15 protein-coding genes and 1 pseudogene are annotated in these 18,525 nt (G+C 67.2%); 13 read left to right on the top strand and 3 right to left on the bottom strand.

What is annotated here, in order from left to right; translation table 11 throughout:
* The first annotated feature begins 35 nt into the window (after positions 1-35).
* From ABD017_RS10925 to ABD017_RS10890, 8 genes are all read left to right on the top strand, one after another.
* Positions 36-341 carry a hypothetical protein gene (locus ABD017_RS10925; RefSeq protein WP_343882781.1) on the top strand — a complete coding sequence of 102 codons (306 nt, stop codon included), beginning with the start codon at positions 36-38 and terminating at the stop codon, positions 339-341.
* A gap of 41 nt (positions 342-382) precedes the next feature.
* On the top strand, positions 383-751 hold the full coding sequence (gene pilG / locus ABD017_RS10920; RefSeq protein ID WP_425543719.1) for a twitching motility response regulator PilG: 369 nt from the start codon (positions 383-385) through the stop codon (positions 749-751).
* A 22-nt stretch (positions 752-773) separates the two neighbouring features.
* The gene (locus ABD017_RS10915; RefSeq protein ID WP_007079997.1) at positions 774-1,145 is read left to right on the top strand and encodes a response regulator; all 372 of its coding nucleotides are present in this window, start codon (positions 774-776) and stop codon (positions 1,143-1,145) included.
* Entirely contained in the window at positions 1,142-1,681 is a 540-nt protein-coding gene (locus ABD017_RS10910; RefSeq protein WP_343882779.1) for a chemotaxis protein CheW, read from the top strand. The genes ABD017_RS10915 and ABD017_RS10910 overlap by 4 nt, the downstream gene beginning before the upstream one ends.
* 117 nt (positions 1,682-1,798) lie before the next feature.
* On the top strand, positions 1,799-3,829 hold the full coding sequence (locus ABD017_RS10905) for a methyl-accepting chemotaxis protein (RefSeq protein WP_343882778.1): 2,031 nt from the start codon (positions 1,799-1,801) through the stop codon (positions 3,827-3,829).
* Positions 3,830-3,901: 72 nt separating this feature from the next.
* A complete protein-coding gene (locus ABD017_RS10900; RefSeq protein WP_343882777.1) occupies positions 3,902-9,991 on the top strand; it encodes a hybrid sensor histidine kinase/response regulator in 6,090 nt (2,029 codons plus the stop codon).
* Positions 9,984-11,681 (top strand): chemotaxis protein CheB, encoded by a 1,698-nt coding sequence (locus ABD017_RS10895; protein ID WP_343882776.1) that lies wholly within the window; start codon positions 9,984-9,986, stop codon positions 11,679-11,681. The genes ABD017_RS10900 and ABD017_RS10895 overlap by 8 nt, the downstream gene beginning before the upstream one ends.
* Complete coding sequence (locus ABD017_RS10890) at positions 11,678-12,211, top strand: chemotaxis protein CheW (RefSeq protein ID WP_343882775.1); 534 nt, start codon at positions 11,678-11,680, stop codon at positions 12,209-12,211. The genes ABD017_RS10895 and ABD017_RS10890 overlap by 4 nt, the downstream gene beginning before the upstream one ends.
* Before the next feature lie 9 nt (positions 12,212-12,220).
* On the opposite strand, the gene ABD017_RS10885 is transcribed toward ABD017_RS10890, so the two are convergent.
* Together ABD017_RS10885 and ABD017_RS10880 are read right to left on the bottom strand one after the other, a co-directional pair.
* Entirely contained in the window at positions 12,221-12,955 is a 735-nt protein-coding gene (locus tag ABD017_RS10885; protein WP_343882774.1) for a 16S rRNA (uracil(1498)-N(3))-methyltransferase, read from the bottom strand.
* A gap of 24 nt (positions 12,956-12,979) precedes the next feature.
* Complete coding sequence (locus tag ABD017_RS10880) at positions 12,980-14,344, bottom strand: adenosylmethionine--8-amino-7-oxononanoate transaminase (RefSeq protein ID WP_343882773.1); 1,365 nt, start codon at positions 14,342-14,344, stop codon at positions 12,980-12,982.
* A 63-nt stretch (positions 14,345-14,407) separates the two neighbouring features.
* Between ABD017_RS10880 and ABD017_RS10875 the strand changes: the two genes are divergently transcribed.
* The 5 genes and pseudogenes from ABD017_RS10875 to ABD017_RS10855 form a co-directional block, all read left to right on the top strand.
* Entirely contained in the window at positions 14,408-15,169 is a 762-nt protein-coding gene (locus ABD017_RS10875) for a type II secretion system protein N (protein WP_343882772.1), read from the top strand.
* A 29-nt stretch (positions 15,170-15,198) separates the two neighbouring features.
* On the top strand, positions 15,199-15,975 hold the full coding sequence (locus tag ABD017_RS10870; protein ID WP_343882771.1) for an inositol monophosphatase family protein: 777 nt from the start codon (positions 15,199-15,201) through the stop codon (positions 15,973-15,975).
* 61 nt (positions 15,976-16,036) lie between these two features.
* On the top strand, positions 16,037-16,591 hold the full coding sequence (gene nudE, locus ABD017_RS10865) for an ADP compounds hydrolase NudE (protein WP_343882770.1): 555 nt from the start codon (positions 16,037-16,039) through the stop codon (positions 16,589-16,591).
* Positions 16,588-17,400, top strand: a complete 813-nt coding sequence (gene cysQ, locus ABD017_RS10860) for a 3'(2'),5'-bisphosphate nucleotidase CysQ (RefSeq protein ID WP_343882769.1) — start codon at positions 16,588-16,590, stop codon at positions 17,398-17,400. Before nudE ends, cysQ begins: the two co-directional genes overlap by 4 nt.
* A gap of 22 nt (positions 17,401-17,422) precedes the next feature.
* Positions 17,423-17,830, top strand: a pseudogene (locus ABD017_RS10855) (MazG nucleotide pyrophosphohydrolase domain-containing protein); the annotation flags it as partial.
* Positions 17,831-17,884: 54 nt separating this feature from the next.
* Here ABD017_RS10855 and ABD017_RS10850 read toward each other — a convergent pair.
* The gene (locus ABD017_RS10850; RefSeq protein ID WP_343882768.1) at positions 17,885-18,403 is read right to left on the bottom strand and encodes a hypothetical protein; all 519 of its coding nucleotides are present in this window, start codon (positions 18,401-18,403) and stop codon (positions 17,885-17,887) included.
* Between the last annotated feature and the right edge of the window lie 122 nt (positions 18,404-18,525).

The following is an 18,525-nucleotide window of genomic DNA, read 5'->3' as shown; positions in this document are numbered from 1 at the left end:
GCGGGCGGGATCGCGCAGTTGCCATGCATCCGTGAATGGTCGCCGAGACCACGCCATCGCCACAAGCGATTCCGGCGCTGTCGTGCGGGTCGATTGCCGCTCACCGCCACATGCTGCCGATTTGCGTCACACTCGACAGTGCCGGGCGGAAAGCCCTGTCATCATTGCTTGACAGTCTCGGCGGGCAGGCGGTAAACAGCAGTGCGCGAGAAGCATTGCGAAAAGCCTGTTTTCGAGCGGCCTTATCTTTGCTGAATTTGTGCATGTACGCCCACGGCATGGTAGTTGCTTGCCTCGTCGTCCATGCCGAGCTCGGTGCGCCACAGGGGGAGCTTGAGTGAATTTGAATGTGAGCGACAACGGCCTCGCTGGGCTGAAGGTCATGGTGATCGACGACTCCAAGACCATCCGCCGCACCGCGGAAACCTTGCTCAAGAAGGAAGGCTGTGAAGTACTGACCGCCGTGGACGGCTTCGAGGCGCTGGCGAAGATTTCCGACCAGAAGCCCGCGATCATCTTCGTCGACATCATGATGCCGCGGCTCGATGGCTATCAGACCTGTGCGTTGATCAAGAACAATCCGCAATTCCGCAGCACCCCGGTAATCATGTTGAGCTCGAAGGATGGTCTGTTCGACAAGGCCCGCGGCCGCATCGTGGGCGCTGAGCAGTATTTGACCAAGCCGTTCACGCGCGACGAACTGCTGGGTGCCATCCATCGCCATGTCGGCTCGGCTCACGGCGCCGGCTGACTGCACAGATCCAGGGGGTTCCGTGGCCACTATCCTCATCATCGACGACTCGCCGACCGACGTGCGCGTCTTCACCACGCTGCTCGAGCGCGCCGGTTACACCGTCATCGCCGTCAGCACCGCCGAGGACGGTATCGAGCGCGTGCGCGCCGAGCTGCCCGACCTGGTCATCATGGACGTCATCATGCCCGGCATGAACGGCTTCCAGGCCACCCGCATCCTCACCCGCGACCCGGCCACGGCCGGCGTGCCGATCGTGATGATCACCACCAAGTCGATGGAAACCGATCGCGTGTGGGGCCTGCGCCAGGGCGCACGTGCCTTCATCACCAAGCCGGTGAACGAAAAAGAGCTGCTGGCCAGCATCAGCGGGTTGCTGCCGGGGGCGGCATGAACCAGGCGGTCAACCTCACGCCTTTCGAGATCCTTGCCCATTTCGAGCGCAAGTCGCTGGCGCACGCCTCGGCGTCGCCCGACACCTTGGAGGCGCCCGGGCTGTGGCGCGGCATCGGTTTCCGGGTGGGGCCGCGTCTGCTGGTCAGCGGCATCGACGAGATCAGCGAGCTGCTGGCGGTGCCCGCGCTGACGCCGGTGCCCGGCACGCAGCCGTGGTTGCTTGGCGTGGCCAACGTGCGCGGCAACCTGGTGCCGGTGATCGACTTCGCCCGTTTCCTGTTCGGCGAGCGCACGCTGCATACCGATCGCACGCGCCTGCTGATCGTGCGCCAGAACGGCGGCAATGTGGCGCTGCTGGTGGACGAGGTTTTTGGCCAGCGCACGGTCGATCAGGAGCAGCGGGCACAAGCGATGAACGAGGACGATCCGCGGCTGGTGCGTTTTGTCGATGGCCGCGTGGGTGAGCAGCAACTGGCCGTTTTCAGCATGAACCGGCTGGTGCGCGCACCGGACTTCCGACAGGCCGCGGCCTGACGCATCACGTCGAATACAAGTAGGACCGGGATCGGTTGGGACCGGAATCAGGGGCAACCGCCCCGCGGAGCGCCGCCATGACGCGGGCCGCCAGAAGCGTAGACGGGTGAGGTGAACATGAGCACTACAGGGGGCGTTAGCAGGGAACGGGGTTACACCCTCCTTATCGTCATGCTGCTGGCGGCGATCGGTTTTGCGGCGGTGGACTTTTTCCTGCTCAACCAGCGCAACGGCGAGGATCGGCAGGCGATCGCGCTGACCACGCAGATCCAGGTGCTGTCGCAGCAGACCGCGAAATTCGCGCTGGAATCGGCCGACGGCAACGTCGATTCATTCAAGGAGCTGGAGAGTACGCGCAACGCCATCGATTCGGCCGTGCAACGCCTGAACAAGGGCGACGCCGCCGGTGGCATGCGCGCCTACGGCAACAATGACGCCACGCCTTCCGGCCGCGCCGTGACGGCGTTGACCCGTTCCTGGAACCAGCTCGACGCCGATATCGGCAAGATCCTGTCCAACAAGTCCGTGGTGCTCGATTCGGCCCAGCGCGCCAACACGCTCGCACGCGAGATACCGCTGCTCAACTCGAGCATGGAGCAGGTGGTCAACATCCTCCAGCAGCGCAACGGCAGCCCCGAGCAGATGCTGGGCACGTCGCGCCAGATGCTGTCGGCCGACCGCATCATCCGCCGCGTGCAGGAAGTGCTTCAGGGCGGTACCACCGCCCAATCCGCGGCCGATGGACTCGCCCGCGACGCCCAGCTCTACGGCACCGTGTTGAAAGGCCTGCTCGAGGGCAACAGCAGCAGCGGCGTGAAGCCGGTCAGCGACGCCAATGCGCGCAAGATTCTCGCCGACATGGATGCCAGCTGGGAAAAGCTGGCCGATCCGTTGTCGCGGCTGGTTGCCGCCGCCAGCAACATTGCCGACGTGAAACACGCCGGCAACCAGGCTTCGCTGGATTCGCAGACCGTACTGCTGCGCGCGAACGACCTCTCCGAGCAGATCGCCAAGCTGCCGCTGCGCCGGCTGTTTCCGAACGTGTGGTGGGGCTTGCTGGCGGCGATCGGCGCCGTGGCCTTCGCGCTGTTGCTGGTGGTCAGCCTGGTGCGCGACCAGCGCCGCCGTTTTGCCGAAAGTACCGAGCTGAACCAGCGCAACCAGGAGGCGATCATGCGCCTGCTGGACGAGATGGGCTCGCTCGCCGAAGGTGACCTCACCGTCAAGACCACGGTCTCCGAAGACATCACCGGCGCCATCGCCGACTCGGTGAACTACGCCATCGACGAGCTGCGTTCACTCGTCACCACCATCAACGAGACCTCCGAGCAGGTGTCGTCGTCGGCGCAGGAAACCCAGACCACCGCCCGCCAGCTGGCCAACGCGGCCGAGCAGCAGGCACAGCAGATCAGCACCGCGACCTCGGCGATCAACCAGATCGTGAGCTCGATGGACAACGTGTCGCGCGACTCGGCCGAGTCGGCCGACGTGGCGGAACGCTCGGTGAAAATCGCCTCGCATGGCGCCGAAGTGGTGCGCGAAACGATCTCCGGCATGGACTCCATCCGCGACCAGATCCAGGAAACCTCCAAGCGCATCAAGCGGCTGGGCGAATCCTCGCAGGAGATCGGCTCGATCGTGGAACTGATCAACGACATCGCCGAGCAGACCAACATCCTGGCCTTGAATGCGGCCATCCAGGCGGCTTCGGCCGGCGAGGCCGGTCGCGGTTTCGCGGTGGTGGCGGACGAAGTGCAGCGACTGGCCGAACGCTCCACCAGTGCCACCAAGCGCATCGAGACCCTGGTGCAGACCATTCAGTCCGATACCAACGAAGCGGTGAACTCGATGGAGCAGACCACCGCCGAGGTGGTCGCCGGCGCACGGCTGGCGGAGGACGCGGGCAGCGCGCTGGGCGACATCGAGCGCGTTTCCCACGATCTGTCCGCACTGATTCAGAACATTTCCACGGCAGCGCGCGAGCAGTCGGCGGCGGCCACCGACATTTCGGTGTCGATGAACGCGATCCAGGAGATCACCTCGCAGACGTCGCAAGGCGCCAGCCAGACGGCGGACTCCATCGGTACGCTGGCGCAGCTGGCGAGCGATCTGCGTCGCTCGGTGGCGCATTTCAAGTTGCCGGATTGACATGAGCATTTTGAAGGGGGGCATTCTCGCTGGTGGCGTAATGCATCGTTGCGCAACCGCTGAGAGAGGCGCATGAGACTTCAAGACCACATCGATTTCACCACGCTGCAGTGGGTCAAGCCCCAACTGGACGAGGCCCTGTCCAGTGCCCGCGACGCGCTGGCCACCCATGTCGAAAACCCCGGCGATCGCAGTGTCATGCGGTCGTGCATGGACCAGTTGCACCAGGTGCGCGGCACCTTGCAAATGGTGGAGCTGCACGGCGCCGCCATGGCCGCGGCCGAGATGGAATCGGTTTCCCGCGCGCTGCTCGACGACCAGGTCGCCAATCGCGAGGAAGCCTACGCAGTCCTGATGCGTGGCCTGATGCAATTGCCGGACTATCTCGAGCGCCTGTCCGGCGGCCACCGCGACGTGCCGGTGGTATTGCTGCCGCTGCTCAACGACCTGCGTGGCGTGATCGGGGAGCCGCCGCTTTCCGAATCGGCCCTGTTCCATCCCAACCTCGACGCCTTCCTGCCCGAGCACGCGCCCGCCGCCATGAGCGAGTCGCACGCCGAGGCACGCCGGGGCGAGCTGAACGCGTTGCGGCTTCGCTTCCAGCGGCAATTGCTGGGCTGGTTCCGCGGCGAGGACCCGGCGCGCCAACTGGCCGGCATGCGCACCACATTGCTGGAAATTGCCGCGCGCTGCTATCACGTGCACGGCCGCCGGCTGTGGTGGATTGCGGCCGGTGTCCTGGAGGGCGTCGAACAAGGCCTGTTCAAGAATCGCACGACCGAAATCCGCCAGCTGATCGGCAAGGTCGATCGCAATATCCGCGAGCTGATCGAACACGGCGAAGCCGGTCTGCGCGGTGGCGATGCCGACGACCTGGCCTCCCAGTTGCTCTATCTGGTGGCGCAATCGCCCCAGCGCAGCCCGCAGATGGAACTGCTGCAATCCACCTATGCCCTCGATCGCCAGGTGCCCGATGCCAGCGAGCTGGAGCACGCGCGCGGGTCGATGGCCGGTCACAACCGTGCGCTGCTCGACTCCGTGTCGCGCGCGCTGAAGGACGACCTGCTGCGGGTAAAGGAAGCGCTGGACCTGTTCCTGCGCCAGGCGGACGGCGATCCGGCACAACTGGCCGCGCAGGGCGAGGTGCTGGAGCGCGTCGGCGACACGCTCGGCATGCTGGCGCTCGCGGTGCCACGACGGATGGTCGTGGCGCAGCGGCAGATTCTGGACGACATCGCCAATCACATGCGCAGTGCCGACGAGGCCACGCTGCTCGACGTCGCCGGTGCGCTGCTCCATGTCGAGGCATCGCTGGACGACCATATCGAAAGCCTGGGTGCCGAAGGTGCCGCCGACGGCGACGCCGAGGCGGTCGGCGTGCCCCGCAGCGAAGCCATGGGCATCGTCGTGGCGCTGATGCAGGAAGCGATCAGCAACACCGGCAAGGTGAAGGACGCGATCGTGGCGTTCAGCGAATCCGGCTGGCAGCGCGATCATCTCGCCGGCAGCCCGGCGCTGATGGACGAGGTGGCCGGTGCGCTGCGCATGCTGTCGACCGTACGTCCGGCCGAACTGGCCGAGGGCGTCAGCCGCTTCATCGGCAATGAGCTCCTGCTCGATCGACGCGTGCCCGATGGCACGCAGATGGATCACCTGGCCGATGCGTTGGCCGCGCTGGAGTATTACCTGGAGGCCGCCCGCGAACACCGCGGAGGCCTGGAACATATCCTCGACGTGGCCGAGCACAGCCTGGGCCTGCTCGGCTACTGGCCGCCGCCCGCCGTCCGTGAATTGCCCGAGACGACATTGTCGAAGGTCGCCGACGCCTTGCCCACGGCCGACGAGCCGGTCGACCTGTCCGAATCGGTCAGCGTGCATCCGGGCGACAGCATCGAGGCGCTGATGATCGGCGGGGACGAATCCTCGCCGCGCCTCACGCAGGACATCGATGGCCTGCGCCTGGCCGAAACCGAATCCTCCAGTCCGGAATCCGCCCCATCCGCAAGTGCGCCGGACGAGGATTGGATCGAGATCGAAGAGGAGATCGTCGAGCAGGTGCCGGTCGCCGATCCGCTGGCGGCCACCGCCGGCTTCGACGCCAACGCCGAGGGCATCGATGACGACATTCGCGAAATCTTCCTGGAGGAGATGCAGGAGGAGATCGACAACCTCGCCGGTGCCGAAAAGGTCTGGTTGGCCGATCCGTCGCAATTGTCCTCGCTCACCGCCATCCGTCGTTCCTTCCACACGTTGAAGGGTTCGGGCCGGCTGGTTGGTGCCAGCGTGCTCGGCGAATTCGCATGGAAGGTCGAAAGCGCGCTCAATCGCGTGCTCGACAACAGCATCGAACCGCATGAGGGCGTGCAGGCGATGGTGCGCCACGCCATCGACGCCTTGCCGCAACTGCTGGCTGCGCTCAAGGGCGAAGGCGCACTGAAGGCGCCGCTCGGCGCCATCATGGATGTGGCCGATCGATTGGCAGCGGGCGAGGATGCGCGCGTCGAAGGCCATCCGTCCGTCGTTACCGAAACGGTGCGACGTGTCGTGCGCCGCCGCGTGCCGCGGATGGACGCGGATGCGGCCGCCATCCCGCAGGCCGGCGTGACCGACGCCAACACGCTCGTGGGCGCCACGGACGATTACAGCGAGCCGCCTGAAGTTTTGCCGATGCCGGTGATGCCACCGGTGGACCCGGTTTTGCTGGAGATTCTGCGCAGCGAGGTGGCTCAGTACCTGCAGACGATACGCGGGGCCATCCTGCGTGCGGGCACGGAACTGCGCGTCGGCGAGGAACTGCTTCGCGCCGTGCATACCCTGCATGGCGCCATCGCCATGGTCGACATCGCCCTGCTGATGCAGGTGCTGTCGCCGCTGGAGGGTCTGCTCAAGCGCCTGCGCGCCGCCGACGTGCCGTTGTCCAGTGATGGCATCCGTCTGCTGGGCGAGGCGGCCGACGTGGTCGACACCGTGATGGAGCAGTTCGACGCGGCCGATCCGCAACTGCCCATGGTGGACGCGCTGGTCGACCAGATCGTGGCCATGCGCGACCTGTACTCCGAGTCGCAGGTTGCCCACGTGGTGTACGAGGCCCGTCCCGACGACCTGGAAGATGGCGCGGCGATGGCGGATGCCGACCACGACCTGGGCGGCTGGATGCCGTCGCACGAACCGCCCCCGACAGCGGTCGACCACGACGCCTCGCCATCGCAGGAAGCGTCCGCCGACGCCTCTGCCGACGACGCCGGGTCCGATACCGATGGCAACGACCAGCAACACGAGACCTTCGCCAACGAGTTGATGGCGGCGCTGGACGCGTTCGAGCCGGGCGAGTCGCACGAGAACGACGCCGAACAGGCGGTCGATGATGCCGTGCGGACGGACGACGGCGATGTCACCGTCGAGTCCGCGCAAGCCGACATCGATGATGCCGGGCTGGCCGAGGAGCGTGCCGCAGAACTGGAAGCCGTCGGGCGTGAAGCGGCGGCGCGCGAAGCCGCCGAGCGCGAGATCGCCGAGCGTGAAGCGGCGCAACGTGAGGCCGCGGAGCGTGAGGCATCGGAGCGTGAGGCGGCGGAGCGCGATGCGGCGGAGCGTGAGGCCGCGGAGCGCGAGGCTGAAGCGCGCGCGTCGGCCGAACGCGAAGCGGACGAGCGCCGTGCGCGCGAGCTCGCCGAGCGCGAGGCCGCAGAGGCGGCTTCGCAGGCGCAGGCGGCCGGCTCCACGGCCGATGCCGAGCCGACCGCGACATCGGCGCAGGAGGTTGCCGGGGAGGCGCCCGCTGCCAACGTCCTCGACGATGACTTGCTCGAAGTGTTCCTCGATGAGGCGCATGAGATCCTGGACCACGCCGATGGCGTGCTGGCGCAATGGCGCGCCGAGCCGACGGAACTCAGCTACGTGGGAGAGCTGCAGCGCGACCTGCATACGCTCAAGGGCGGCGCGCGCATCTCGGGCCTCGCGTCGATCGGCGACCTGGCCCACGCCATCGAGACCTTGCTGGAAAAACCGGTCGAATCGGCCGGTACGGCCGCGTTGATCGCCGCGCTGGAATCGAGCTTCGACCAGCTCAATGCCATGGTGCAGCAGGTGGCGCATCGCCAGGCGATCGAGTACCCGCAGGCGGCGATCGACCGGCTGCTGGCGCTCGCTGGCGAACAAGGCTTCACCAGCGACGACGTACTGGCCGCCATTGCGATGCCCGAAACGGTGGCGCCGGCGTCGAAGGCGGCGCCGTCGTCCGAGCGTGCGCCGGCCGTCGACCTGCCGGAACTGTTGCCGGAAACGGAGGAAGAAGTCCGCCCGACGCAGGAGCAGATTCGCGTTCGTGCCGATCTGCTGGACAGCCTCGTCAACCACGCCGGCGAAGTGGCCATCTACCGTTCGCGGCTGGAACAGCAGGTGGCCGGCTACCGTTTCAACCTGGTCGAGCTGGAGCAGACCGTGGCGCGCCTGCGCAGCCAGTTGCGCATGCTGGAGATCGAGACCGAGGCGCAGATCATCGCGCGCTTCCAGCGCGAGCATCGCGAGGCCGGGCTCACCACCGTGTTCGATCCGCTGGAGCTCGATCGCTATTCGCAGCTGCAGCAGTACTCCCGTGCGCTGGCCGAGTCGGTGTCCGACCTGGTCTCCATCCAGAGCACGCTGGACGAACTGACGCGCCAGGCCGAGACCCTGCTGATCCAGCAGTCCCGCGTCAGCACGGACCTGCAGGACGGCCTGCTGCGCACGCGCATGCTGCCGTTCGACACCATGGTTCCCAACCTGCGCCGCACGCTGCGCCAGGCGGCCCAGGAGGAAGGCAAGCACGCGCAGCTCTACGTGGACGGCGCGCACGGCGAAATGGATCGCAACCTGCTCGATCGCATCAAGGCACCGTTCGAGCACATGCTGCGCAACGCCATCGCGCATGGCATCGAGACGCCGGCGGAGCGGCGCAAGGTCGGCAAGCCGGCCGAAGGCGCGGTGCATATCCGGGTTGCGCGCGAGGCGACCGAGGTGGTGGTGCGTGTCAGCGACGATGGCCGCGGCCTCGATCGCGAGGCGATCCGCAGCCGCGGCATCGAGCGCGGGCTGCTTCGCGCCGACAGCAACCCCAGCGACGACCAGCTGCTGGGCTTGATCACCCAGGCCGGCTTTTCCACCGCCGGCAAGATCACCCAGCTGGCCGGCCGCGGCGTCGGCATGGACGTGGTGGCCAACGAGATCAAGCAACTGGGCGGCTCGCTGTCGATCGAATCGACTGCCGGCAAGGGCACCACCTTCGTATTGCGCCTGCCGTTCACCCTGGCGGTGACGCAGGCGATCCTGGTGCGCATCGGCGAGGCCACGTTTGCCATCCCGATGACATCGGTCCAGGGCGTTGCGCGGATCGATGCCGAGGAAATGGCGGCATTGCTGGATCAGGGCGAGCCCACGTTCTCCCACGGCAACGAGTCCTACGCCATCCACGACCTGGCCGAACTGCTGGGCCTGCCACCGGGCCTGCCGCCCGAGGGCGAGCAGCAGCCCTTGCTGCTCACCCGTGCCGGCGACCTGCGCGCGGCCATCCGGATCGATGCCGTCCTGGGCTCGCACGAAATCGTGGTCAAGTCGGTGGGGCCGCAGATCAGTTCGGTGCCCGGCCTGCTCGGCGCCACCATCATGGGCGATGGCTCGGTGCTGATCATTCTGGATCTGGCGCCATTGGTCCGCCACGGCATCACCCGCCGTGAGCAGCGTCTGGCGGATGGGCTCAGCGCCTTGCAGGCGCCGGTCATCGAGGAAGCCCGGGTGCGGCCGCTGGTGATGGTGGTGGACGATTCCATCACCATGCGCAAGGTCACCAGCCGCGTGCTCGAGCGCCACGAATACGAGGTCAGCACCGCCAAGGATGGTGTCGATGCGGTGGAGAAACTGCACGAGCGGGTTCCCGACCTGATGCTGCTGGATATCGAGATGCCGCGCATGGATGGCTACGAGCTGGCGACGCTGATGAAGGCAGACCCGCGACTCAGCGGCGTGCCGATCATCATGATCACCTCGCGCAGCGGCGACAAACACCGCCAGCGGGCACTGGACATCGGCGTGGAGCGTTATCTCGGCAAACCGTACCAGGAGGCCGACCTGCTGACGCAGATCGGCGAGGTCCTGGAACAGCATGCGTCGGAGTCCGCCCATGAGTGAAACCGGCCCCGGGGTCGCGCTGCTTTTCGATGATGGCGAACTGGGTAGCCAGTTGCGCCTTGCACTGCAGGAGCATGGCGCGCGGATCGTGCACGAAGGCAGCGTGGGTGGTCTCAGCCGGGACCTGCTGATGGAAAGCGGGGCCGAGGTCGTGGTGGTGAACCTCGACGACGACGATGACGATGCCCTCGATCGCCTGTATGACGTGATCGATGGCGATACGCCGCGGGTCGTTTTCAATGACGGCCAGGCCAGCCGTGCGCTGGAAGGTTGGGATCGCGCCCGCTGGGCGCGCCACTTGGCGGCCAAGGTCATGGCCTCTGCCGACGTCGACCCGCCCCGTCCGCCCACCGCGGCCAGCCTGGTCGTGCCTGCGCTGGAGACGCCGGTGCCCGAAAGCGCCGATCTCGCGAGCGACAGCGCTTCCGTGCAGGAGGACACCACCGCCGCAGCTGCATCCGGCCTGCCGGAAATCGGCAGCGGCACCGCTTCTGACGACCTCGGACCGACCGGGCAGGCTCAGGACGTCGCCGACGATACCGACCCTGGCAGCCTGGAAGCCGAGCTCGAGGCCATGCTGGCTTCCGATGCCTTGTCGACCAACGAGGATGAGTTCGGCTCGGGCCTGCGTTATTTCGACAACGCCCCGGCATTGCACGACGGCGAGTTCGGCGACGTCACGGACCCATCCGACGTATCCGACGCCGTGGACGCACCGTCCGCTGATGAAGGCGCCGGTACCGATCGCCTTGCCGTGGAACCTGCCGCCACCACGGCCATGGACTTCGCTTTCGATCACCTGCCTTCCGATCTGTCCCTGACCGACGACACCGCACCCCTCGTGGAGAAGACGCCGGCACCGACCATCGTGAGCGCGCCCGACAGCTGGGCCCTGCTGGACGATGACGCTCCCGTCGAGTCCGTGCAGGTGCCCGGCACGGCCTCGGCCACGGATTTCGGCGTGGTCAAGCAGAGCGCCGCCGAGTTCCTTTCGCCCGAGGTCGAAGACGCCGCGCCGTCGACCGAGCCGGTGATGAATCTGCAGTTGCTGACGATGGAGGAGGCGGTTGCGCCGCAACCGTATTCGCACGGCAGCGAAATGCACCTGGACGACAATGGTCGCCGCCTGCACCGGATCGTGTTGCTGGGCGCGGCGGCGGACGGACTGGATTCCGTATGCGACTTCCTGTCCGCCTTGCCGGAACGCTCGCGATCGACCTTCGTGCTCGTCCAGCACCTGGGGACGCAGTCGATGGCCGGGCTGATGGAGCTGTTGTCCGTTTGTGGGGGGCCGCTGCCCGTGCGCCTTGCCACCGATGGCGACCAGGCAATGCCGGGCGAACTGCTGGTGGTGCCGGCGGCGTCCCAGCTGGCGTTGCGGCGCGATGGCGCGCTGACGGTGCAGGGCAATGCGCCCGAGGCCGGCGGCGAGTCGTCGATCGACGCCAATTTCAGCACGGTCGCCAACGTATTCGGGCGCGACGTGGTGGCGATCGTGTTCGCCGGACATTCCACCGACGCGGTAGCCGGTGCCCAGGCCGTGCACGATCTCGGTGGCGAGGTCTGGGTGGAGGCCGCGCCGGATGTGCAGTATTCCGATATGGTCGGCAGCATTTTTGCCGAGCGACTGGTCAGTTTTTCCGGTGCGCCGCATGAGTTGGCGGCGCACCTGATCGAGGTATATCCATGAGTGATCCGCTGCCGCGCGAAATCCGCTGCATCCTGGTGCCGGTGGGCCACATGCGCCTGTTGTTGCCCAATGCCACCGTGGCCGAGGTCATCACCTTGCCCGACGCGGAGCCGGTTGCCGGCGCGCCGCCCTGGTTGCTGGGGCGCATTGCGTGGCGCGGCTGGCGCGTACCGCTGGTGTCGTTTACCCGCCTGTCCGGCGCGGAGGAGGGTGACGCCGAGCTCAGCTCCCGCGTGGCCGTGCTGAAGACGCTGGGCGGCAACGCGCAGATGCCGTTCATGGCGCTGGTCACGCAGGGTTTCCCGCGCCTTACCACGCTCAACGCCGAGCTGATCATCCCGACCCACGACGGCACCGCATTGCCGCCGGGTATCCGCGCCAGGGTGCTGGTGCGCGACGACGTCGCGGTGATCCCGGACATGGAAGGCATCGAGGCGGAACTGCTGGCCTTGCTGGAACAGCAGATGGCATCGGACGAAACCACCGACGACGCCAACCTCGAACGGATCGACGCCGCGTCCGACGACTGAACGCGCGTTTCAGGCGTCGCCGTGCAGCGCCTGCAGCGCGGCAAGTGCCGCCATGCCCGCGGTTTCCGTGCGCAGGATGCGCGGCCCCAGGCACAGCCCGGCAAAGCCGCTGGCGCTCAACGCCTGCCTGTCGCGTTCGCCAAGGCCGCCTTCGGGGCCGATCACCAGGATGCCGCCGGCCGGGCCGAAATTCAGTTCGCGCGCATGGCTGGTGCCGTCGGGCAACAGCGCCAGACGCACGGCGCCGTCGTCGGCGAGCTGATCCAGCCAGGCCTGCAGCGGCTGTGCGGCAAGGACCTCCGGCAACCGCGCCCGCCCGCTCTGCTCGCAGGCACTGGCCACCACCGAACGCCAGTGGGCCAGGCGCTTCTCGGCGCGCGCGGCGTCGAGCTTCACCTCCGAGCGCTCGGTCAGCAGCGGCACGATCCGCACCGCGCCGAGCTCGGTGGCCTTCTGCATGATCAGGTCCATCTTCTCGCCGCGCGCCACGGCCTGCGCCAAGGTCAGCCGCAGCGGTGATTCCGTCCCCGCCGGTAGGCCGTCGCCCACGCGCACCACAACCTCGCGCTTGCCGGCGTGTTCGATGGTTGCCGGGTAGTCGTGGCCGTCGCCGTTGAACAGGGTCAATGGATCGCCGGCAACCAGGCGCAGCACGCGGGCGACGTGTTCGCCGGCCTGCGCCGGCAGGGCCAGGGTGTTGCCGGCAATCAGCGGTACGTCGACATGGATGCGAATGGTGCGCATGCGGGCGGTCCGTGATCGCGAGGCTCAGCCTGCCAGGGCGCGTTCGATGCCGGCGATCGCGGTATCGACCAGCAGGTCGATTTCCTGCCGGGTCACGACGTAGGGAGGCATGAAATACACCACGTTGCCCAGCGGCCGCAGCAACACGCCCTGCTGCAGGCCATGCAGGTAGACGCGCATGCCGCGCCGCTCGGTGCTGTCGAATGGCCGGCGCGTGGCCTTGTCGGCCACCAGCTCGACCGCGGCGATCATGCCGGTCTGGCGCACATCGGCCACATGCGGGTGTTCGCGCAGCGGCGCCAGTCGCTGCGCCAGATGGGCGGCCAGTTCCCGGTTGCGATCGAGCACCGGCTCGTCGCGGAAGATCGCCAACGTTTCCAGCGCCACGCGACAGGCCAGCGGGTTGCCGGTGTAGCTGTGCGAATGCAGGAACGCCTTGCCGGCGTTGTATTCGGCGTAGAACGCGTCGTAGACGTCATCGGTGGTGAGCACCACCGACAACGGCAGGAAGCCGGCGGTCAGCCCTTTCGACAGGCACATGAAGTCCGGCGATACGCCCGCCTGCTCGCAGGCGAACAGGCTGCCGGTGCGGCCGAAGCCCACGGCGATCTCGTCGGCAATGAAATGCACCGCGAATTCGTCGCAGAGCGCGCGCAGGCCAGCCAGATAATCCGGGTGGTACATGCGCATGCCGCCGGCACACTGCACCAGCGGTTCGACGATCACGGCACAGGTTTCGTGCGCATGGCGCTCCAGCAGGGTGCGCAGGTCGCGCAAGCGGCGGGCGGCTGTCTGCTGCGGACTTTCGCCCGGCTCGCCTTCGTAGGCATCCGGCGAAGGCGTCAGGATCGGCGTCAGCAGCAGCGGCGCATAGGTCTTGCGATAAAGCGCCACGTCGCTCACCGACAGCGCGCCCAGCGTTTCACCGTGGTAGCTGCCGCTGAGCGCAATGAAGCGGGTCTTCTCGCCGTGGCCCAGGTTGAGCCAGTAGTGGAAGCTCATCTTCAAGGCGACTTCGACCGCCGAGGAGCCATTGTCGGCGAAGAACACCTTGTCCAGGCCAGGCGGCGTCACGGCAACCAGTTTCTCGGCCAGTTCAATCGCCGGTGGGTGGGTGAAGCCGGCAAAGATGACGTGTTCCAGCGTGCGTGCCTGGTCGGCAAGTGCGGCGGCGATGCGCGGATTGGCGTGGCCGAATATGTTGGTCCACCACGAACTGATGCCATCGAGGTAGCGGCGGCCCTTGGCGTCGATCAGCCAGGCGCCTTCGCCGCGCACGATCGGCACCATCGGTACGCTTTCGTGGTCTTGCATCTGGGTGCACGGATGCCACACATGTTTCAGGTCGCGTGTGGCCAGGGCGACGTTGCTGCTTGCCGGCTCGGTCATCCGGTTATGATCCGCCCTGCGCCGCGATCACTCAAGTGGTGCGGTTTTTCTTCTGGAAGCGTCTTGACGTATTTGCGGAACATCCTGCTGGGCTTCGGCATCCTGCTGCTGGCCGTGGCGATCCTCCTGTGGTTTTTCCCGGCGCGGTGGGCGGTGGCGCTGCTCGCGCCGCGATTGCACGGCATGCAACTGCAGCAGGTCTCGGGTTCGGTATGGCAAGGCCATGCAGCCCACTGGCGGGACACCGGTGGCCACGATCTTGGGCGCGTGCAATGGCAACTGTCGCGTCGCGCGCTGTGGGGCGATGTACGTTTGCAGCTCGACATCGACGGGCCGCAGCTGGATTTCAGCGGCAGCATGCGCAGGATTTCATCGGACACCTACGATTGGCGAAACGTGCAGGCGCGCGTGACGCTGGGCGCGCCCTGGCAAGGCTGGCTGGCCGGCATCGGCCAGCCGCGCGGCGAAGTACGATTGTCGATCGACCGGGCGCGGCTGCGGAACGGCTGGCCCATGGACTTGCAGGGCACGGCACATTGGCGCCATGGCTCGCTTCGAGGCCCCAATGGCGAGATCGCGCTGGGTGACTGGCAGTTGCAGGCACAGGCGCGCGACGGGTGGATCAAGGCACAATTCCACAGCGAGGCTGACGCACCGCTGCGCGGTCACGGCCAACTGCAGGGAAACCTGCTGGGCTGGCGACTGCAGGCGACGTTGCAGCCGCGTGATCCCGGTGGCGCGCTGCGCCAGTGGCTGCATCGATGGGGAAGCGTCGATGCCGACGGCACCGTGCATGTCGATCGCCGCGGTGGCCTGGCCATCTGACATCCACTTTTCTACGAACAGGACGCAACATGGATTCCGCAACACTCGCCAAGGCGCTCGCCGCCGCCAGGGAAGCCGCCGCCGCCGCCGGTGAAGTCATTCGCCACTACTGGCAACAGGGTGTGGCGGTGGAACTGAAAGACGACGCCACCCCCGTCACCGTCGCCGACCGCGAGGCGGAGCAGGCGATCCGCAAGATCCTGCAGGCGGCTTTGCCGCAGGCGTCCATCTACGGCGAGGAATACGGCCTGGATGGCGAGCGTGGCGGCCTGATGTGGCTGGTCGATCCGCTGGATGGCACCAAGAGCTTCGTGCGGCGCACACCGTTCTTTTCCACCCAGATCGCGTTGATGGAAGGCGACGAGCTCATCCTCGGCGTGTCCAGCGCACCGATCTACGGCGAGACGATGTGGGCCAGCGCCGGCGGCGGCGCGTGGATGGATGGCGCGCGGGTGCAGGTAGCGGGCACCTCGGCGATGGCGCAGGCATCGGTCTCCATCGGCAACGTCAAGACGCTGACGACGGATGGGCGCTGGGACGCGCTGGGCGCGTTGATCCGCGACAGCAACCGCATCCGCGGCTACGGCGATTTCTGCCACTACCACCTGCTGGCACGCGGCGGGCTGGACCTGGTGATCGAGTCGGACGTGAACATCCTGGACATCGCGGCGCTGGCGGTGATCGTGCGCGAGGCTGGCGGCGTGTTCACCGAACTGGACGGCGCGCCGTTGACGCTCGACACGCGCAGCGTGCTGGCCGGCACGCCGGCCATCCACGCGCAGGCGCTGCAGCGGCTGCACCTCTGAGCACCACGGGCTGACGACGCCCAGCGTCGATTTCTGCGGTGCGGGCTTCTAGAATGACCGGATGCCCAAACTGCCGATCATCCACGCCACGCGCGACGTTAGCCACGGCCGTTTCCAGGTCGAACAGGTCGACCTGGAATTTTCCAATGGCGTGCGACGTACCTACGAGCGCCTGAAAGGGGGCGGCCTGGGTGCGGTGATCATCGTGCCGATGCTCGATGACGACACCGTGCTGCTGATACGCGAGTACGGCGGCGGTGTGGGCCGTTACGAACTGGGCTTGCCGAAAGGGCGCCTCGACCAGGACGAAACGGCCGAGCAGGGCGCCAACCGCGAGTTGAAGGAAGAGGTCGGCTACGGCGCGCGGGAGCTGAAAATTCTGCACAACCTGTCATTGTCGCCCTCGTACATGACGCACATGGCACATGTAGTGCTGGCGCAGGATCTCTACCCCGAGCGGCTGCCTGGCGACGAGCCGGAACCGCCCGAAGTGGTGCCCTGGAAGATGTCCGAATTGCACACGCTGCTGGGGCGCGACGACGTCACCGAGGGGCGGTCGATTGCTGCGTTGTTCATGGCGCGCGAGTACCTGGCCGGCCGGTTTCAGCGCTCATGATCGATCTGGCCTTTGCGCAAGAAGTCGGCGCCATTGCCCGCGCCGCCGGCGACGCCATCATGGCGATCTACAGCGGCGATTTCGCGGTGCAGACCAAGGCCGACGCGTCGCCGCTCACCGCCGCCGATCTGGCTGCCCAGCAGGTCATTGCCGCCGCGCTGGCCGGGCTCGATCCGCGGCTTCCGATCGTATCCGAGGAAGCCCGCGCGGCGGATTGGTCGCAGCGCCGGCAATGGTCGCGCTACTGGCTGGTCGACCCGCTCGACGGCACGCGCGAGTTCGTCAAGCGCAATGGCGAGTTCACCGTCAACATCGCCCTCATCGACAACCACCGGAGCGTGCTGGGCGCGGTGCTGGCGCCGGTGACGGGTGAGCTCTATGTCGCCGCGCGGGGCGCTGGCGCCTGGCTGCAGCAGGCGGTCGACGGACCATGGCAATCCATCCGCGCCCGCGCGCTGGTACAGCCGGCCACGGCGGCCGGCAGCCGTTCGCACGGCGGGGCGGAGCACGCCTTGCTGAGCCAGTTGGTGGGCGACGACTACGACCGCCTGCCGATGGGCTCCTCGCTGAAGTTCTGCCAGATCGCGCGCGGCGCCGCGGACGTCTATCTGCGCCTGGGGCTTACCAGCGAGTGGGATACCGCCGCCGCGCAATGCGTGTTGGAGGAGGCGGGCGGCGCGGTGCTCGACCTGGCCGGTGCGCCATTCCGCTACAACCGTGGGGAATCGCTGCTGAATCCCGAATTCCTGGCGGTCGGCGACGGCTCGCTCGACTGGTCCGCGCGCCTGCAAGCCGCCACGCGGGATTGACGTGGCGAACCGGCGCGCCTTCGACTCCAGCGCGCTGGCCGGCGTACCGCACGGCCTGCCCGCGTGGAAACGTGCGCTGCGGCTGCAGCAGCGCGCGGCGGCCACCGGCTTCGAATGGACTGAGCCGCAGCCGGTGCTGGACAAGCTGCTGGAAGAGGTCGGGGAGGTGCGCGCCGAGTTCGTCAACGGCGCCGATCCGGCGCGGCTGGAAGACGAGATCGGCGACGTGTTGTTCGTGATGGTCAACCTGGCGCGCCACGCCGGCGTGGATTTCCCGCGCGCGCTGCGCCACGCCAACGCCAAGTTCGAGCGCCGGTTTCGACGGATGGAACAGCTCGCCAGCGAAGACGGGCGCGAGCTGGCGACATGCAGCCTGGCCGAACAGGAGCGGCTGTGGCAGCGGGCGAAATCCGCCGAGCGGCAGCCATGAACGAAACGCGCGAAGGTCGCCCTTCGCGCGTTCCGCCCCGGTGCCGGCTTGCGTTTACCTGGCCGTTGTCGGCGTGGCACCCTTAGCGTGGCGCGATTGCCATTCGGCGCGCATCTTTTCCTTCGCTGCCTGCATCTTCGCGTCATTGGCCAGGCTTTCGTCCAGCCCCTTGCGCAACGTGGCGATCGCCTGGTCCACGTTCACCGGGCGCGCCTGCAAGCGGGCCAGGTGGTGATAGACGTAGTTGCGCACGCGCGGGTTCTGCGACTTGGCCAGCACGTCGTTGTACAGCGCGGTCAGCTCCTTGCTGCGACCGGACTCCAGGTACAGGCGCTCCAGCTGGCGCAGGTCGCCGATCACGCCGGCGCGGTCGCGATCGAAGCCGTGCCGCTGCATGCCGTGGCCGCGCATGCCGTGATGCATGCCGCGGGCGTCGTGCATCTTGCCGGCGCTTTGCGGGGCGGTGGCTTGCGGGGCGGTTGTCGGGGCGGTCGCATTCTGCGCGATGGCAAACGAAGCGGTGCCGGCCATCAGCACGGTCAGCGCGGAAGCGAGCAGGGTCTTGCGATGCATGGCGGATCTCCGTCGGTAGGTGGTGGGAAAAACGTGCGCCTGGCAGGTGCGTTGACAGGACCGTTCAAGCACCACTCAGCTTTGCAACCCTTTCGGCGCGCGCTGCATCGAAGGCCCATTGC

It is taken from the genome of Rhodanobacter caeni, assembly GCF_039523575.1.
Classification (GTDB): domain Bacteria; phylum Pseudomonadota; class Gammaproteobacteria; order Xanthomonadales; family Rhodanobacteraceae; genus Rhodanobacter; species Rhodanobacter caeni.
Note: the sequence above shows the minus strand (reverse complement) of the source record. Positions and strands in the feature narration are given on the sequence as shown.

What these genes read in the sequence shown, in the direction of transcription:
- ABD017_RS10905 (WP_343882778.1), top strand. Translation starts at nt 1,799, where the DNA reads ATGAGCACTACAGGGGGCGTTAGCAGGGAACGGGGTTACACCCTCCTT.
- ABD017_RS10890 (WP_343882775.1), top strand. Translation starts at nt 11,678, where the DNA reads ATGAGTGATCCGCTGCCGCGCGAAATCCGCTGCATCCTGGTGCCGGTG.
- ABD017_RS10895 (WP_343882776.1), top strand. Translation starts at nt 9,984, where the DNA reads ATGAGTGAAACCGGCCCCGGGGTCGCGCTGCTTTTCGATGATGGCGAA.
- ABD017_RS10900 (WP_343882777.1), top strand. Translation starts at nt 3,902, where the DNA reads ATGAGACTTCAAGACCACATCGATTTCACCACGCTGCAGTGGGTCAAG.
- ABD017_RS10925 (WP_343882781.1), top strand. Translation starts at nt 36, where the DNA reads ATGGTCGCCGAGACCACGCCATCGCCACAAGCGATTCCGGCGCTGTCG.
- ABD017_RS10880 (WP_343882773.1), bottom strand. Translation starts at nt 14,344, where the DNA reads ATGACCGAGCCGGCAAGCAGCAACGTCGCCCTGGCCACACGCGACCTG.
- pilG (WP_425543719.1), top strand. Translation starts at nt 383, where the DNA reads ATGGTGATCGACGACTCCAAGACCATCCGCCGCACCGCGGAAACCTTG.
- cysQ (WP_343882769.1), top strand. Translation starts at nt 16,588, where the DNA reads ATGATCGATCTGGCCTTTGCGCAAGAAGTCGGCGCCATTGCCCGCGCC.
- ABD017_RS10870 (WP_343882771.1), top strand. Translation starts at nt 15,199, where the DNA reads ATGGATTCCGCAACACTCGCCAAGGCGCTCGCCGCCGCCAGGGAAGCC.
- ABD017_RS10910 (WP_343882779.1), top strand. Translation starts at nt 1,142, where the DNA reads ATGAACCAGGCGGTCAACCTCACGCCTTTCGAGATCCTTGCCCATTTC.
- ABD017_RS10885 (WP_343882774.1), bottom strand. Translation starts at nt 12,955, where the DNA reads ATGCGCACCATTCGCATCCATGTCGACGTACCGCTGATTGCCGGCAAC.
- nudE (WP_343882770.1), top strand. Translation starts at nt 16,037, where the DNA reads ATGCCCAAACTGCCGATCATCCACGCCACGCGCGACGTTAGCCACGGC.
- ABD017_RS10850 (WP_343882768.1), bottom strand. Translation starts at nt 18,403, where the DNA reads ATGCATCGCAAGACCCTGCTCGCTTCCGCGCTGACCGTGCTGATGGCC.